The following is a 15,436-nucleotide window of genomic DNA, read 5'->3' on the forward strand; positions in this document are numbered from 1 at the left end:
AAGACCCTGACGGAAGCATCTCGACTCGGCCGCCACCTCCGCGCCAGGGGCCGCGATAGAGTCGAGCCATGGCCATCAACCGCTCGTCCGCCCTCCCTGCCGTCGGCCTCGCTCTCCTCCTCTTCACGCTCCTCGGCACCACCGCCTCAGCCCAGCAGTGGCCGCAGTTCCGCGGCGAAGGGGCTCGCGGCATCGCCGAAGGCCATCCCCTGCCGGAGAAGTGGGACGGTGAGAGCGGCGAGGGCATTCTGTGGCGCACCGCCATTCCGGGTCTCGGCCATTCGAGCCCGGTGATCTGGGGCGACAAGCTCTTCCTGACCACCGCCGTCAGCGAGAAGGACGATGCCGGCATTCGCACCGGTCTCTACGGTGACATCGACCCGGTGAAGGACGACTCCAGCCATCGCTTCGAGCTCTACTGCCTGGACCGCCAGAGTGGCAAAGTGCTGTGGCGGCGCACCGCCGTCGAGACCGTGCCCCAGGTCAAGCGCCACCTGAAGTCCACCCACGCCAACCCGACAGTGGCGACGGACGGCACCCATCTGGTGGTCTCCTTTGGCTCCGAAGGCCTCTACGTCTACGACTTCGACGGCAACCTGAAGTGGAAGAAGAGCCTCGGGTTGCTCGACTCGGGCTTCTTCCTGGCGCCTGATGCCCAGTGGGGATTCGGCTCCTCGCCGGTGCTCGTCGACGGCCGCATCATCATCCAGGCGGATGTCCAGAAGGGCTCGTTTCTGACTGCCCTCGCCATCAAAGACGGTCGCGAGATCTGGCGGGTTCCGCGCAACGATGTTCCCACCTGGTCGACCCCCACGGTGCACGACGACGGCAAGCGCAAGCAGGTGATCGTCAATGGATTCCGCCACCTCGGCGGTTACGACTTCGCCACCGGCGAGGAGCTCTGGAAGATGGCCGGCACCGGCGACATTCCAACGCCGACACCGTTCGTAATCGACGACCTGATCTACTTCACCAGCTCCCACGGCGGCGGCAGCCCGATCTACGTCGTGCCGACCAGCGCCAGCGGCACGCTGACGCCCGACAAGCTGCCCTGGTTTCGCGAGCGCGGCGGCTCCTACATGCCCACCACCATCGTCTATCGCGGTCTCCACTTCGTCGGCCGCGACAACGGTGTGCTCACGGTCCTCGACGCCAAGACCGGCGAGCGCCACTACGCCGATCGCCTCGGCGGCGGCCGCTACAGCTTCGTCGCCTCGACCGTCGCCGGCGACGGCAAGATCTACTTCAGCTCCGAGGACGGCGTCATCCTGGTGGTCGCCGCCGGCAAGGAGCCCAAGGTTCTCGCCGAGAACGACATCAACGGCCGCATCCTCTCCACCCCGGCCATCGCCGAGGGCACGATCTACTTCCGCACCCTGAAGGAAGTGGTGGCGGTGGGCCACGCCAAGCCTGCCGAGGCGACTCGCTAGATTGTCTCGTGCGACTCATCGCAACGGCCCTCCTCTTGCTCGCGACGCTGTCCTGCAGCGAGTCGCCTCAGGACAGCGAGAGCGGCCCGCCGCCCCATCCGGGCGTGCGCAACGCCCACAGCATGAGCTACGACAGCTCTCTCGGCGCAGTGGTGATGTTCGGTGGCGCCGACGAGACCGAGGTGCGGGCAGACACCTGGACCTGGGATGGAGCTCATTGGGCACTCCTCGGCGACAGCGGCCCACCGGGTCGGACCTTCGCCTCCATGGCCCACGACGCGGCCCGCGGTCAAACTCTGCTCTTCGGAGGCAATCGCGTCCTCTTCGGCCGGGGAGATGAAGGTCAGACCTTTCTCGACGACACCTGGCTGCTCGAGAACGGCCGTTGGCGGCGTCATTCGAGTCTCGCCGCACCACCCGCCAGAGCTGAAGCCGCGATGGCCTACGACCCACAGCGCCGACGGATCGTCCTCTTCGGCGGCTACTCCGTCACCCAGGAGACGATGAACCGTCTCGCCGACACCTGGGAGTGGGACGGCAGCCAGTGGACGATGGTCTCAGGCCAGGGACCTCCCGCAGGGAATGGAGCCAGCATGGCATTTCAAGGGGATCCCGGCAGGCTGGTGCTATTCGGCGGTCGTGGAGCGCAAGGAACGACCTGGACCTGGACCGAAGATGGCTGGCAAGATCTCGGGGCTGACGCTCCAGGAAGATTCAATGCCGCCATGGCTGCTGAGCCCCACCTCGGTAGCCTGTTGCGCTTCGGAGGCTGGGATGGCGAAGGCCGCCGCAACGGCACCTGGCGCCTGGTGAAGAATCGGTGGTCCGAGATCTCCCAGCCTCAAAGTCCACCGGCTCGCAACCACAGCTCGATGGCCCACGACCCCGCTCGCCAACGATCCATCCTGTTCGGCGGCCACGACGGACAGAACATCTTCGGCGACCTGTGGGAGTGGGACGGGCAACGTTGGCTCGCCCTCGGAGGTGAGCCTCCCAGGCGGCGAGTCTCCAACGGGCACTGAGTAACGTCTCGAGCAGGCCGACTTCCACGATCCCGCCAACCCGACGAGCCAACCAATCGGATGCCCCAGATCTACGTCGACGCCGACAGCTGTCCGGTCAAAGAGGAGACTTACCGCGTCGCCCTGCGCCATCGGGTGCGGGTCTTCGTGGTCTCCAATTCCTACCTTCCGCGACCGCTCAGCGGCGATGTCGAGATGGTCTCCGTTCCGGGCGGCTTCGACGCCGCCGACGATTGGATCGCGGAGCGCGCAGGCCGAGGTGATGTCGTCGTGTCGGCGGACATTCCACTCGCCGCCCGATGCCTCGAAAGCGGAGCCCAGGTTCTCGACCCCAAAGGGCGCTTCTTCACCGAAGACTCGATCGGCGACGCCGTTGCGGTGCGCGAGCTGAGCTCTCAGCTCCGGGACATGGGTGTTCTCTCCGGCGGCCCGAAGCCCTTCGGGAAGCAGGATCGATCGCGTTTCTTGCAGAGCCTGGAGCAGGCACTGCGCCGGGCGGCGAAAAGAAAGTAGCTCCTGAGGTCAGCGCCGCCGGCCGACCTTCTCCCGCCCCCTCTTCGGCGCCGCCCGCGCCGAGGCCAACCGCGCCACCAGCGCCCCGAGGGCGGCGTCGGGCTCGTCGCTCTCACCCTTGAGCCGCAGCTCCGTTTCGAGCACGTCGGCAGGCAGCCGCGCGACGGCGCGGGGGTCGAAGCGGCCGGCCGCCAGGTAGGCTCGATGGAGCCGGAAGGGGTGGAGCTTGGCCACCGGATTGGTCAGGCCGCCCGGCAGGCTGCCCTGGAGCTTGGGTGCGTGGCGCGACTTGAAGCGCGGGTAGGAGCGCTCGCCGGGCGGCACCCGGAAGGCCTCCATCAATCCCCGGATGGCGGTGAGCTGGCGACAGAATCCGGCGAGGAGGGCGAAGAAGGAGAGGCGCGCCGCGATCGGGTCGCTGGCGGAGGAAAAGTAGCGCTGCAGGCGTGCGAGGGCTTCGCCGGCCTTGCCGGCGCCAATCGCATCGAGGAGCTGCCAGACATCCTGCTCGCCGCGGTCTTCGACGACCTCTTCGACCAGGGCTCGGGTGATTCGGCTGCCCTCGGGGGCCAGGCTCGCGAGCTTGCGGTACTCGGCCGCGAGGCGAGCGGTCGATTCGGCCGCCGCCCCGCCGCGCTGAGCCGTGTCCTGACGCAGCGTCCGGTGGGCCAAGAGGTCGAGGGCGACGCAATCGATGCCGCGGCCGGTCTCGCGCTCGAGCTCGGCGGCGAGCAGCTCGAGCCCCTGCCAACCACCACCGCGCTCCCCCGCCAGCTCGCCGACCCGCACCAGAGCCCCGCGCTCCTGGAGGGCCGACACCACCGGATGCTCGGCCGCCACCGATCGCTCCGCCAGAACCAAAGAGTGGTTCTCCGGAAAACCGCCTTCGACGGCTTCCGACAGCAGAGCCGCTTCGCTGTCGGACCAACCCTTGAGATCCCCGGCGCGTGCGGCCTCGAGCAATTCGACCAGTCCGGCGCGAAAGGTCTCCACCTGCTTCTTGCCGCGCCCCCTCCCCTTGCGCTTCTTGCGGAATGACGTGCCGCCAGCGAGAGTCTGGGCCGGGACCTGCTCGAGCACCGCCTGCGAAGACCCGGCCTCGGGATCGAGACCGAGAAGCCGCAAGCCCTGGAGCAATCGCGAAGCGGCCTGGCGACCGCGGCTGTTGAGATCACCGCTGCCCACCGGCAGAGCACCCTCGGCGTCGTCGAGCAGGTCGGCGACCGCATGGCGGTCCGCCAGCACCGCCGTGTCGGTGGCGAGGAGAACCTTCGCCGGCGCGAAGAGAGAAAAGGTCCGCAGGTCGTCGAGCAGGTCGCCCAAGCGATCCGGCCGGCGGTAGATCTCGACCTCGCAACCGGCCTTCGCAGCCAAGGCATCGGCCACCCGCTGCGCCGCCGGCTCGGCAAGCACCAGATCCCCGGCCACCAAGTACACGGCTCCCCCATCACCGGCCGCAATCGCAGCCAGAACCTTGTCGACCGCCGAGCTCAAGAATGCCTCCGCCGACCCTTGCGAGGATGTAGAGAAGCGAGCACCATTACCGGCCGCAGTCTAGCCGATGATGGCTCGCATACCGAGGGGATCCAGGCCCGGCAAAGGGCAGAGGGAGGAGCGGCCAGCGACCCGCGCCAGGGGCTCGTCCCAAGCGAACAGCGAGGGCCGGAGACGAAGGTCGCCGAGGTCGGGCCGCCCTGGATTGGGCCGCCCTGGACGGGGGTGAGGGCGCACGACATGTGCGTGCTGCCGGGCCGCGCAGGCCTGAGGGGGGCGCCTTAGCCCCCCTGGATCAAACGACTAGCTGAAAGAAGTCGCCCGGCGACTGCGTTCAGCTAGTTCATATCGGGCAGCATGCCCTGCTCTTTAAGCTCCTGGCAGTCGATGCACAGCTTGGCCCAGGGCACCGCCTCGAGGCGGGCCGAGCCGATCTCGCGCTGACAGTGCAGGCACGAGCCATAGGTGCCTTCGTCCATGCGGGCGATGGCTTCATCGACTTCCACGAGCATGGCGCGCTCGTTATTCGAGAGCGAAAAGAGAAATTCCCGATTGTAGGAGTTGTTGGCACGATCGACGATGTCGTCCGTGCCCTCATCCGCCGAAGCCTGTCCCGCCTTGAGATCGCTGTTGTAGAGATCCAGGATCTGCTCCCGACGCTGCTCCAGTCGCTGGCGCAGGGGATGGCTATCGGCCTGCTGTACCTCGGCTGGTTCCGATTGGGGCACGTTTCTCTCTCCTTTCTGACCTAAACCGGCAGAACTGGCCGGCGATCATATTTCTAACCGAGGAGCAAGGCAATCTGTTCCCATCTCGGGCGGAATCTCGGCACGCGACGAGCCCGGCTCCCACAGGCTACCGGGGTCCCGTCGGTCCGACCGTTGGGGGCCCCCGAGGCGCCGCCTTTGGGCAGATCTACGTACGAACCTGGAGAGGAGTTCTCGCCCCCCGGCGAAGTGCCTCCCAACGGTGATCGAAATGGCCGGCGACGCGGGCCGGCGGCCACGTCAGTGGTGGTAGCCGCTGCCGCGCTGGATCTCGAGGGCGCGGAAGATCTGCTCGTAGAGGACCAGCCGTGCGAGCTCGTGGGGCAAGGTCATCGGACCGAAGGAGAGCACTTGCCGAGCCGCTTTCCGGACTGCCGGATCGAGGCCGAGATCAGAACCGAGGGCGAAGGCGATGGGATGGGGCCACTCCTCCGAAAGACGGCCCAACAGGCGGGCGAAGTCCGGCGAGGAATAGGACTTGCCGCGGGCATCGAGGGCGAAGAGCCAGACCGGGTCGGGCAGAGCGGAGAGCAAGGCCTCGCCTTCATGGCGGGCGCGATCGGGACCGTCACCGCCGCGCCGCGCCCGGATCGGACGATCCTGGATGGTCACGCTGCGTGCAATGCGATCGCGGTACTCGCCGCAAAGGGCGTCCCATCGGGGGCGTCGATGGCGCCCCGCCCAGAGCACTTGGATCTCACGTCCCACGAGCGTTACCGGGCGTCGCAGCCGGCGTCAGCCGACGGCCGCGGGCTCCCCCAGTCCCATGTCCTGGAGGAGCTGCTCCCACTCTTCGGTGAAGCACAGGGAGCGCAAGTCGCGCATGCGGTCGAGAAAGACGATGCCGTTGAGGTGGTCGTTCTCGTGCTGCAGGATGCGAGCCTCGAAGCCTTCGAAGGTCTCGTCGAGAGCTTCACCGGCGCGGTCGAAACCCTGCAGCCGCACCGCCGGATGGCGCGGCACCAGACCGCGCAGACCGGGTATCGACAGGCAACCTTCCCAGTCGTACACCAGCTCGCCGGGCTCGAGGGTGAGCAGCGGATTGATCACCGCCCGAGCCTCTCCCTGATCCGGTTGAAAGACGAAAATCTGTCTCAGGTCGCCGATCTGGGGGGCCGCCAGGCCGACGCCGTCGGCATCATGCATGGTCTCGATCATGTGATCGAGCAGCTCTTGCACCGCCGGCGTATCGATCTGCTCCTGGGAGACCGGCTCGGCGGCCGTCCGCAGGGCGGGATGACCGAGACGTAGGAGCTCGAGAAGGGCCATCTTGAGACCTCCTTGGAAGCAGCTCGTCACCGCGACTTGCCCGCTTCGAGAGTTGGAAAAGGAGCGACATTATACCGCCCTTCGGGCGTGCTATTCTCACGAGCTTCAAGTCACTTCCCCAGTTCCATCGACCGCCTCGGAAGAAACCATCTCGCCATGAGCCGTCAGCCCTTTCCCAAGATCCCGGCCGGCTACCCCTTCCCCGCCCTCGAGCAGGAGACCCTGCGCTATTGGCAGGAGCAGGAGATTTTTCGCAAATCCCTGGAGAAGGACTCCCCGCGCGGCGATTTCGTGATGTTCGAGGGTCCGCCGACGGCCAACAACGTGCCCCACGTCGGTCACGTCGTCACCCGCGCGGTGAAGGATCTCTTCCCGCGCTTCCGCACCATGCAGGGCTACCACGTGCCCCGCAAGGCGGGCTGGGACACCCACGGCCTGCCGGTGGAGATCGAGGTCGAGAAGCGACTCGGTTTTTCGGGCAAACAGCAGATCGAGGACTACGGCATCGCGGCCTTCAATCGGGCCTGCCTGGAAAGCGTCCACACCTACGAGAAGCAGTGGCGCGCCATGACCGAGCGGGTGGGCTACTGGATCGACCTCGACAACGCCTACTTCACCTTCACCAACGACTACATCGAGTCCGAGTGGTGGGCGCTGGCGGAGCTCGCCCGTCAGGGCCTGCTCGACGAGGGCTACAAGATCCAGCCCTACTGCTCCCGCTGCGGCACCACCCTGTCTTCCCACGAGGTGGCGCAGAACTACAAGGACACGGACGATCCTTCGGTGTGGGTGCTGTTCCCCGCCCGCGCCGGTCAGGCCATCGAAACCGTCTCCGGAGAGAGCTGGGAAGTCCCCGCTGACTGCGCCCTGGTGGCCTGGACCACCACCCCCTGGACACTCCTCGCCCACGTCGCCCTGGCGGTCAATCCGGAGATGACCTATCGCGCCGTCGCCCTGCCCGGCGACGAGGGTCGGCTGGTGATCTTCGGCGAGGACCTCGGCACGGCGGTCCCGGTGGTGGTCGAGATCGACGGCAAGCGCCGCCAGCTCGACCTGCGCGAGGAGGAGACGATCGCCCGCTTCACCGGCCAAGCGCTCCTCGGGTTGCGCTACGCCCGCCCCTTCGCCACCCAGGAACCGGACAAGACTTTTTCGCCGGCCTTCTTCGATCCCCCGCCGTCGGACGAAGCGGGATTCTGCGTGCTGACCGCCGACTACGTCACCGCCGACGAAGGCACCGGCATCGTTCACACGGCGCCGCCCTTCGGCGAGGACGACTACAAGAGCGGCGAGCGCTACGGCCTGCCGTTCTTCCTCACCGTCGACGGCGAGGGCAAGATCACGCCGCGACCCGGCATCGAGGCCTTCGGCGGTCTCGACTTCAAGGCCGCCGACCCGGTGGTCAGTCGCGACCTCAAGGAGCGCCGGCGCCTGCTCCACAGCGACCGCTACAGCCACAACTACCCGTTCTGCTGGCGCTGCGATCGGCCGCTGCTCTACTACGCCACCAATAGCTGGTTCATCCGCACCCGCGGCCGCAAGGACGACCTGACGGCGCGCAATCGCGAGATCGCCTGGCATCCGGAGCACGTCGGCGAGGGGCGCTTCGGCAACTGGCTCGAGAATGTCGTCGACTGGGCCCTCTCCCGGCGCCGCTACTGGGGCACACCGCTACCGGTGTGGCGCTGCGAAGATTGCGAGGGCAGTCTGCGGGTGATCGGCTCCTTCGCCGAGCTGTTCGAGGCCACCGGCCAGCCGGCCCCGGACGATCTCTACGACCCCGAGCAGTTCGATCCCCACCGCCCGGCGATCGACGAGTTCACCTGGGACTGCGAGAGCTGCGGCGGCGCGGTGCGCCGGGTGGAGGACGTCATCGACGCCTGGTTCGACTCCGGCGCCATGCCCTTCGCTCAGCTCCACTACCCCTTCGAAAACAAGGAGCTCTTCGAGCAGCGCCGCTTCCCGGCGGACTTCATCTCCGAAGCGGTCGACCAGACCCGCGGTTGGTTCTACACCCTGCACGTCCTCGGCACCCTGCTGTTCGACTCGCCGGCGTACCGCAACTGCATCGTTCTCGGCCACATCACCGACGAGACCGGCCGCAAGATGTCGAAACGCCTGGGAAATGTCGTCGACCCGATGGAAGTGCTCGCCGAGACCGGCGCCGATGCCCTGCGCTGGTACTTCTACATCAGCAACCCGGAGGTCAACTCGCGTTTCTCGGCCCGCCTGGTGCGGGAGGCGGCGCAGAAGTTCCTCCTGCCGTTGTGGAACGCGGTGTCCTTCTTCTCGATCTACGCCAACCTCGACGGTTGGTCGCCGGCCGCCGCGGGCGATTCGCGAAGCCGCCTCGACTTCGGCCAGCGCCCGGCCCTCGATCGCTGGATCCTGCTGCGCCTCGGGCGCCTGGTGCGCGACACCACCGCCCATCTCGAGGCCTACCGCATCGACGAGACGGCCCGCGCCATCGAGACCTTCGTCGACGAGCTCACCAACTGGTACATCCGGCGCAGCCGCGACCGTTTCTGGGCACCTCACCAGGAGCCCACCGACGGCGACGACAAAGAGAGCGCTTATCAAGCCCTCTACGAAGTCCTCACCACCGTCACCCGCCTGCTGGCGCCGTTCACCCCCTTCGTCGCCGAGTACCTGCACGGCAACCTGGTGCGCAGCCAGGGGGAAAGCACCGAAAGTGTACACCTCGAGACCTGGCCCGAAGCCGCGGCCGAGCGCCAAGACGACCGCCTCGAGCACGGCATGGCGGCGGTGCAGCGCATTGTCAGCCTGGGCCACGCGGCGCGCAACTCGCACGGTTTCAAGACCCGCCAGCCGCTGGCGGCGGTCACCCTGGTCACCGCCGACGACGACCTTCCGGGGCTGGTGGAAGCCCACGGCGACCTGCTGCGCGAAGAGCTCAACGTCAAAGCGATCCACTGGGCCGCCGATCGTTCCCTCTACGTCCACCACGAAGTCCGCCCGTTCTTCCCCAAGACCGGCCCGCGCTTCGGCAAGCAGATGCGCGAAGTGCAACAGGCCCTGGGAGCGGCCGACGGCGATGCCCTGGCGGCCGCCCTCGAGGCCGCGGGCGAGATCACCTTGGAGCTGTCGACGGGAGCCGTTGCGCTGACCAGCGAAGAGCTCGAGGTCCGGTTGGTCGAAAAGGAGGGCACCGCCACCCAGGGCGACCGCGAACTGCTGGTCGTTCTCGAAACCCAGCTCGACGACGACCTCGTCGCCGAGGGCCTGGCTCGCGAAGTGGTGCATCACATCCAGAGCGCCCGCAAGACCGCCCAGCTCGACTACGCCGATCGCATCGCGGTGCGGTACCAGGCCGACGACGACCTCGAAGACGCGATCGCCAAGCACCGCCCCTGGATCGCCGGTGAGACCCTCGCCCTCGAGCTCCAGCGGAGCGCCGACGGCGACCTTCCGGCGGCAGCGATCGAAGGCCACCAGTTCGCTCTCGCAATCGCCCGCGAGGAGGGCTAGATCACGCGGCACCGAGGCGGCGGCAATCCGCCGGCCACCGGCGCCCGAAGGATGAAAGAAAAGACCAAGCCCGGGCCGAGCCGAGCTGTCGACCGGTCACCGACCGCCGTCACTCCGGCTCCCCGAGGAGTGAGGAGATCACATGGCTGGAATCTTCAAAGCGTATGACGTCCGGGGTCTGTACCCCGGCGAGATCCACGAGGAGATGGCGCGCAAGATCGGCCTCGCCTTTCAGTTCGTTCTCGACGACGAGGATCGTGCCGGCAGCAACACCGTGGTGGTGAGTCGCGACATGCGATCGCACAGCGTCGGTCTCTCGCAGGCGCTGATCGGCGGCCTGCTCGATGCCGGCTTCGACGTTCTCGACATCGGCCTCGCGACCACGCCGATGAATTACTTCGCCGTCGGCAGCCTGGGCGCCGCTGGTGGCATCCAGGTGACCGCCAGCCACAACCCGGCGCGCTACAACGGCCTCAAGTTCAGCCGTCGCGGAGCCCGGCCGGTGTCCGGCGACCACGGCATTCCGCTGCTCGAAGAGAAGGTCTCGACGGGCGACCTGCCGGTGGCCAAGCAGCGCGGCAGCCTCTCCGAGGGCAGCGTCACCGAGGCCTACCGGCAGCACATCCTCTCCTTCCTGGAAGAGGGTCGCCGTCTCAAGGTGGTGATCGACGCCGCCAACGGCATGGGGACGATCTACCGCCCGCTACTCGAAGAGATGGGGATCGACCTGGTGCCGATCTACTTCGAGCTCGACGGCACCTTCCCGAACCACGAGGCCAACCCCCTGAAGGAAGAGAACCTCGAGGACCTCAGGGCCGGCGTGCTGCGCGAAGGAGCCGACCTCGGCGTGACCTTCGACGGCGACGCCGATCGCTCCGCCTTCGTCGACGAGCGCGGAGTCGCCATCGGCAGCGACCTGATCACCGGCCTGATCGCCGGCGAGCAGCTCAGCCGCCATCCCGGCAAGGCAGCGCTCTTCGACCTGCGCTCGTCCCGCGCCGTGGCCGAGTACATCGAGGAGAAGGGCGGCGTTCCGGTGCGGGAGCGGGTCGGCCATTCCTTCATGAAGGCCACCCTGCGCAACCGCGACGGCATCTTCGGTGGCGAGCTCGCCGGCCACTATTACTTCCGCGACACCTACTTCGCCGACAACGCCCTGCTGGCGGTGGTCGAGATCCTCAACCTGGTGCGCCAGACGGGCAAGTCCCTGTCGCAGCTCGTCGAGCCGCTGCGGCGCTACCACAAGAGCCCGGAGATCAACTTCGAGGTCGAGGACAAGCAGGGCCGCATCGAGGCCCTCGCCGCGCGCTACGCGGATGGCGAGATCGACTATCTCGACGGCATCACCGTCAACTACCCGGACTGGTGGTTCAACGTTCGCCCGTCGAACACGGAGCCCTATCTGCGGCTGGTGCTCGAGGCTTCCTCGGCGGAAGCCCTCGCCGCGCGCCGCGCCGAGCTCGAGGCTCTCATCGGTACGCCGGCATAGCAGGCGCTACCGGCTCCCGGTGAGGAGCCGGCAGCAGCTCGGAGCACAAGAAAAGGCGGCCTCACGGCCGCCTTTTTTTCTCCTGATCGGGCGCTATGTCGCTAGCAGGTTGCTGAAAATTCATCGGCGACCTGCGACCGGGCCCGAGAGGGCCTGGCGGTGGCGTAGCCGCCGCGACGGGAGAGGAGGCCCAAGAACCGCGCTTCTTGGGCCGGAGCGGGACGCGTAGTCAGGGGCGCGTAGCCCCTCTCGGAAAAAACAGCTAGCAGCGCTGAAAAAGTCGCGAAGCGAACTTTTTCAGCAGCCTGCTAGTCGCGACCTCCCAGGAGGCCGGCTCGAATCAGGAAGTAGAGCAGCGTCATCAGGGTCGAGATCACCGCCGCCACGTAGGTCATGGCCGCCGCATTGAGCACCTTGTCCATACCGCGGCGCTCGGTCTCCATCACGATCCCCTGGCGCACCGCCAGCATTTTGGCGCGCCGCGAGGCATCGAACTCCACCGGCAGCGTCACGATCTGGAAGAGCAGCACCGCCGAGAAGAGCAGGGCTCCGAAGAGCACCACCTTCTGCCCCAGGGCCGGGTTCATGAAACCCATCAGCAACAGGCCGCCGAACATCGCGAAGTAGCCGAACTTCGAGCCGATGTTGGCCGTCGGCACGAGCGCCGAGCGTAGCCACATCGGGGCGTACTTGCGAGCATGCTGGATGGCGTGACCGGCCTCGTGGCAGGCCACTCCGACGGCCGCGATGGAGGCCGAGTTGTAGACCGGCTCCGACAGCGCGAGGGTCTTGTTGACCGGGTTATAGTGATCCGACAAGGTGCCGCGCACGGGCACGATCTTGACGTCGCCGATGCCGGCACCGTCGAGCAGGCGCTGAGCCGCCTGGGCACCGGTCATGCCGCTCATGGCTCGCACTCGCGAAAACTTGTTGAATGCCGACTTGGTGCGCCAGCTCGCCCACATGGACAAGCCAATGGCGGGAATCATCAGCAGGAAATAGAGAGGGTCGAAGAACATGGACGAATTCCTCCTTCGGGAATACCAAACCTCGCGACGGGCAGGCCTTATTCCGCAATCGGCTGAGGCCCCATTGTACCGTTTCAGCGCGCCATGAACGAATCACCGATCGCACTGGTCACGGGCGGCAGCCGGGGAATCGGTCTCGCCATCGTCAGCGCCCTCGCCACCGCGGGATGGCGGGTCCATTTCTGTAGCCGCCGGGAACAATCGGTCGAGGACGCCTTGTCCACCCTACCGGCCAGCCAGGTTTCGGGGCGGGCCGTCGACGTGCGCCAGCAAAGCGAGGTCGACGCCTTCGTCGAACACGTCGTGGCCGCCGAAGGGCGTCTCGATTGTCTGGTCAACAACGCCGGGATCGGACGGTTCGCGCCGGTCGACGAGATCCGTGGCGACGAATGGCGGGAGCTTCTCGAGATCAACCTACACGGCGCCTTCTACTTCCTGCGTGCAGCGGCTCCGACGATGCGCCGCCAGGGATCCGGTTGGATCTTCAACATCGCTTCCCTCGCCGGCCGCCACGCTTTCGCCGGAGGCGCCGCCTACAACGCCAGCAAATTCGGCCTCGTCGCCCTTTCGGAAGCCGCCATGCTCGACTTGCGGCAGGACGGTGTCCGGGTCTCCGCCATCCTGCCGGGAAGTGTCGAGACGGACTTCGGCGGCGCCGGTCGCAAGAGCCCAGGCCACTGGCGTCTCGAGCCGGAGGACGTCGCCCGGACGGTGCTCGATCTGTTGCGTTATCCCGATCGCGCCCTGCCGAGCCGGGTCGAGCTACGCCCCACCCGGACGGCTCCTTCGGACTGACTGCGAGCAAAGCCGCGAGCCAACCAAAAAGGCCTCCCGCGAACGGGAGGCCTTTTCAATCTCGCCCAGGGCGAAGCGGGTCAGAGGTTCAGCATGTCGGCTTGCTCACCATAGAGCAGCATCGGCCCCGAGGGTCGCGCCGTCTGGCGACTCTGTTCCAAGGTCACCGCCACCGCCGTCATGCCCCCACCCACCGGTAGAGCATCACCGGCCACCTGGACGCCGTGGCCTCCGCGCGCTTGGTCGGAGGTCAACACCCCAAGGGGAGAGGCCGCTTCGCCGTCGAGGGCCCAAAGCACATAGGCCGAACCCTCCGGTGCGGGATCGAGGTCCCGCGCTTGCAGGAACCATGACCGCTGCTCCTTGGACAGGAAGAGCGTCCCCTTGGCCGCCGGCTGCGGTGGATCATCGCCGGTCGGCCGCAGCAGGCAGACCTGGATGCCCGGAGCCGTCACCGTCATCAGCTTTTCGGAAATTTCCGCCAGCCGCTCATCGCTCACCGTCCGCGCCTGAATCTCGGCATCGAGCTGTTGCTCGACGCTCGCCAGCTGCGTCGACTGGCTCGAGATCTTGACTCCCAGCCAGGCGGCGAAGGCCAGCGCCAAAATGGTCAAGCTGGCGGCCACCGCGAGCAGCGACGAGAGCGAACGGCCCGGTGCCTTGTCAGGCGCCCGGAAAGGCCGGATTTCTGCAGTCCCGGAACCGTGCCGGGTTTCGTTTCGACGAGGCGGCAAGGACGCCATCAGGCGCTCCTTGACCTCCGGCGAGGGAGGTTCCGGCTCGAGCTCCATCGGAATCAGCCCGAGCAGCTCGTGGAACTCGCGTTCCAGAGCCCCTTCATCACCCTTCGCCGGTGCGGCGGGTCCATCGACCCGCGACGTTTCCAGCGCATCGAGGGCCGCGAGGATCGCACGATCCTCCCGATCGATTCGTTCGTCCATCACAAGAGCTCCCCAATCTCAGCGCCCAAGGCTTGGCGCAGCTTTTTCATCGCCAACAAAGTGCGGGTCTTGACCGTACCGAGCGGAATATTCGCCTCCCGGGCGATCTCGCTCTGGGTCATTCCCGAGTAGTAGGCCAACTCGAGAACCTGCCTTTGTTCTTCGGGCAGGTGACGCATCGCGGCACCGATGCGCTCCCTCCTCTGATGAAGGAATACGTTACGCGACGCCTGGGGGGATTCATGGGCGGAGCGATTCTCCTGGCGTGCCGCATCGGCGGTGCGGTCGATCACTTTTCGGCTGCGCAACCGGTCGATCGAACGGCTGCGGGTGATCAGCGCCAGCCAGGTGGTCACGGACGACCGAGCCGGGTCGTAGCCGGCGGCCCGACTCCAGGCATGAAGGAAGACTTCCTGCAGCACTTCCTCGGCGTCGGAGACATTACCGACGATGCGAGTCGCCAGGCTGAGCAAACCGCCGGAGTAGCGATCGAACAGCTCACTGAGGGCATCCTCGCGGCCGGAGGCCACCTGGAGCATCAAATCGGAATCGGAAAAACTACCGGGATCGGAGGGGTTCGCACTCATGGCTCGAGCGGCGTCTGGCGCCGAAAAAAATAAGAACGCAATTGATGGAAGTCTTGGGCGTTGAACACGATAGCATGAACTCCCATGGGATCCGAGAGGCACCAAATGGCGGTCGTCGGAGCCGGTCGGTGTGGTCCCGAGCTGACCGCTTTGGCCCACGAAACGGGGGAACGACTCGCCACCTCCGGGATCACCCTGTTGACCGGCGGCAGGGGCGGCGTGATGGCTGCCGCCTCGGCGGGAGCAAGGGCCGCCGGCGGCCGTACCGTGGCGGTGCTTCCGGGCCTCGGTGCCGAATCCAACAGCAGTGACGAGATCCTGATTCCCACCGGCCTCGGCCAAGGGCGCAATCTGGTCCTGGTGCTCTCTGCAAGGGCCGTGATCGCCATCGGCGGTGGCTGGGGAACGCTCTCCGAGATCGCCCTGGCTCTGAAGCACGGCATTCCCGTGATCAGCCTGAGAAGCTGGCAGCCGCGACTTCCCGATGGGACGACGGAAGAACGCCTGGCGGCGGTGACCTCACCGGCCGACGCGGTGGAGGGAGCCTTGCGCGCCATGCAGCGCTGGCCGCGCCTCGGCCTTACAGCAGACTGAATCACTCACCGGATCCGG

14 protein-coding genes are annotated in these 15,436 nt (G+C 66.9%); 7 read left to right on the forward strand and 7 right to left on the reverse strand.

Features of this window, described 5'->3' with window-relative positions:
- Positions 1-68: 68 nt before the first annotated feature.
- Genes AAF604_02285 through AAF604_02295 form a run of 3 tightly spaced genes read left to right on the forward strand, consistent with a single transcriptional unit; the run spans position 69 to position 2,965 of the window.
- Positions 69-1,430, forward strand: a complete 1,362-nt coding sequence (locus tag AAF604_02285) for a PQQ-binding-like beta-propeller repeat protein (GenBank protein ID MEM7048452.1) — start codon at positions 69-71, stop codon at positions 1,428-1,430.
- A gap of 8 nt (positions 1,431-1,438) precedes the next feature.
- Entirely contained in the window at positions 1,439-2,452 is a 1,014-nt protein-coding gene (locus AAF604_02290) for a hypothetical protein (protein MEM7048453.1), read from the forward strand.
- 60 nt (positions 2,453-2,512) lie between these two features.
- Positions 2,513-2,965: a YaiI/YqxD family protein gene (locus AAF604_02295; protein MEM7048454.1), complete on the forward strand. Its 453-nt coding sequence runs from the start codon at positions 2,513-2,515 to the stop codon at positions 2,963-2,965.
- 9 nt (positions 2,966-2,974) lie between these two features.
- On the opposite strand, the gene AAF604_02300 is transcribed toward AAF604_02295, so the two are convergent.
- From AAF604_02300 to def, 4 genes are all read right to left on the reverse strand, one after another.
- A complete protein-coding gene (locus AAF604_02300; protein ID MEM7048455.1) occupies positions 2,975-4,459 on the reverse strand; it encodes a hypothetical protein in 1,485 nt (494 codons plus the stop codon).
- Between the two features lie 338 nt (positions 4,460-4,797).
- Positions 4,798-5,187: a TraR/DksA family transcriptional regulator gene (locus AAF604_02305; protein MEM7048456.1), complete on the reverse strand. Its 390-nt coding sequence runs from the start codon at positions 5,185-5,187 to the stop codon at positions 4,798-4,800.
- Between the two features lie 279 nt (positions 5,188-5,466).
- Positions 5,467-5,934 carry a 23S rRNA (pseudouridine(1915)-N(3))-methyltransferase RlmH gene (locus AAF604_02310; GenBank protein MEM7048457.1) on the reverse strand — a complete coding sequence of 156 codons (468 nt, stop codon included), beginning with the start codon at positions 5,932-5,934 and terminating at the stop codon, positions 5,467-5,469.
- Between the two features lie 27 nt (positions 5,935-5,961).
- Complete coding sequence (def, locus tag AAF604_02315) at positions 5,962-6,495, reverse strand: peptide deformylase (protein ID MEM7048458.1); 534 nt, start codon at positions 6,493-6,495, stop codon at positions 5,962-5,964.
- Between the two features lie 156 nt (positions 6,496-6,651).
- On the opposite strand from def, the gene ileS reads away from it, so the two are divergent.
- Entirely contained in the window at positions 6,652-9,984 is a 3,333-nt protein-coding gene (ileS, locus tag AAF604_02320; protein MEM7048459.1) for an isoleucine--tRNA ligase, read from the forward strand.
- 142 nt (positions 9,985-10,126) lie between these two features.
- Positions 10,127-11,473, forward strand: a complete 1,347-nt coding sequence (locus tag AAF604_02325; protein MEM7048460.1) for a phosphomannomutase/phosphoglucomutase — start codon at positions 10,127-10,129, stop codon at positions 11,471-11,473.
- Positions 11,474-11,781: 308 nt separating this feature from the next.
- Here AAF604_02325 and AAF604_02330 read toward each other — a convergent pair whose 3' ends face one another.
- Complete coding sequence (locus AAF604_02330) at positions 11,782-12,492, reverse strand: zinc metallopeptidase (GenBank protein ID MEM7048461.1); 711 nt, start codon at positions 12,490-12,492, stop codon at positions 11,782-11,784.
- Between the two features lie 93 nt (positions 12,493-12,585).
- On the opposite strand from AAF604_02330, the gene AAF604_02335 reads away from it, so the two are divergent.
- Complete coding sequence (locus AAF604_02335; GenBank protein ID MEM7048462.1) at positions 12,586-13,296, forward strand: SDR family oxidoreductase; 711 nt, start codon at positions 12,586-12,588, stop codon at positions 13,294-13,296.
- 80 nt (positions 13,297-13,376) lie between these two features.
- Here AAF604_02335 and AAF604_02340 read toward each other — a convergent pair whose 3' ends face one another.
- The gene (locus AAF604_02340; protein ID MEM7048463.1) at positions 13,377-14,237 is read right to left on the reverse strand and encodes an anti-sigma factor; all 861 of its coding nucleotides are present in this window, start codon (positions 14,235-14,237) and stop codon (positions 13,377-13,379) included.
- Positions 14,237-14,824 (reverse strand): sigma-70 family RNA polymerase sigma factor, encoded by a 588-nt coding sequence (locus AAF604_02345; GenBank protein ID MEM7048464.1) that lies wholly within the window; start codon positions 14,822-14,824, stop codon positions 14,237-14,239. The genes AAF604_02340 and AAF604_02345 overlap by 1 nt, the downstream gene beginning before the upstream one ends.
- A 105-nt stretch (positions 14,825-14,929) precedes the next feature.
- Between AAF604_02345 and AAF604_02350 the strand changes: the two genes are divergently transcribed.
- Positions 14,930-15,418 carry a TIGR00725 family protein gene (locus AAF604_02350; GenBank protein ID MEM7048465.1) on the forward strand — a complete coding sequence of 163 codons (489 nt, stop codon included), beginning with the start codon at positions 14,930-14,932 and terminating at the stop codon, positions 15,416-15,418.
- The last annotated feature ends 18 nt before the right edge of the window (positions 15,419-15,436 follow it).

The organism is Acidobacteriota bacterium (assembly GCA_039028635.1).
Classification (GTDB): Bacteria; Acidobacteriota; Thermoanaerobaculia; order Multivoradales; family JBCCEF01; genus JBCCEF01.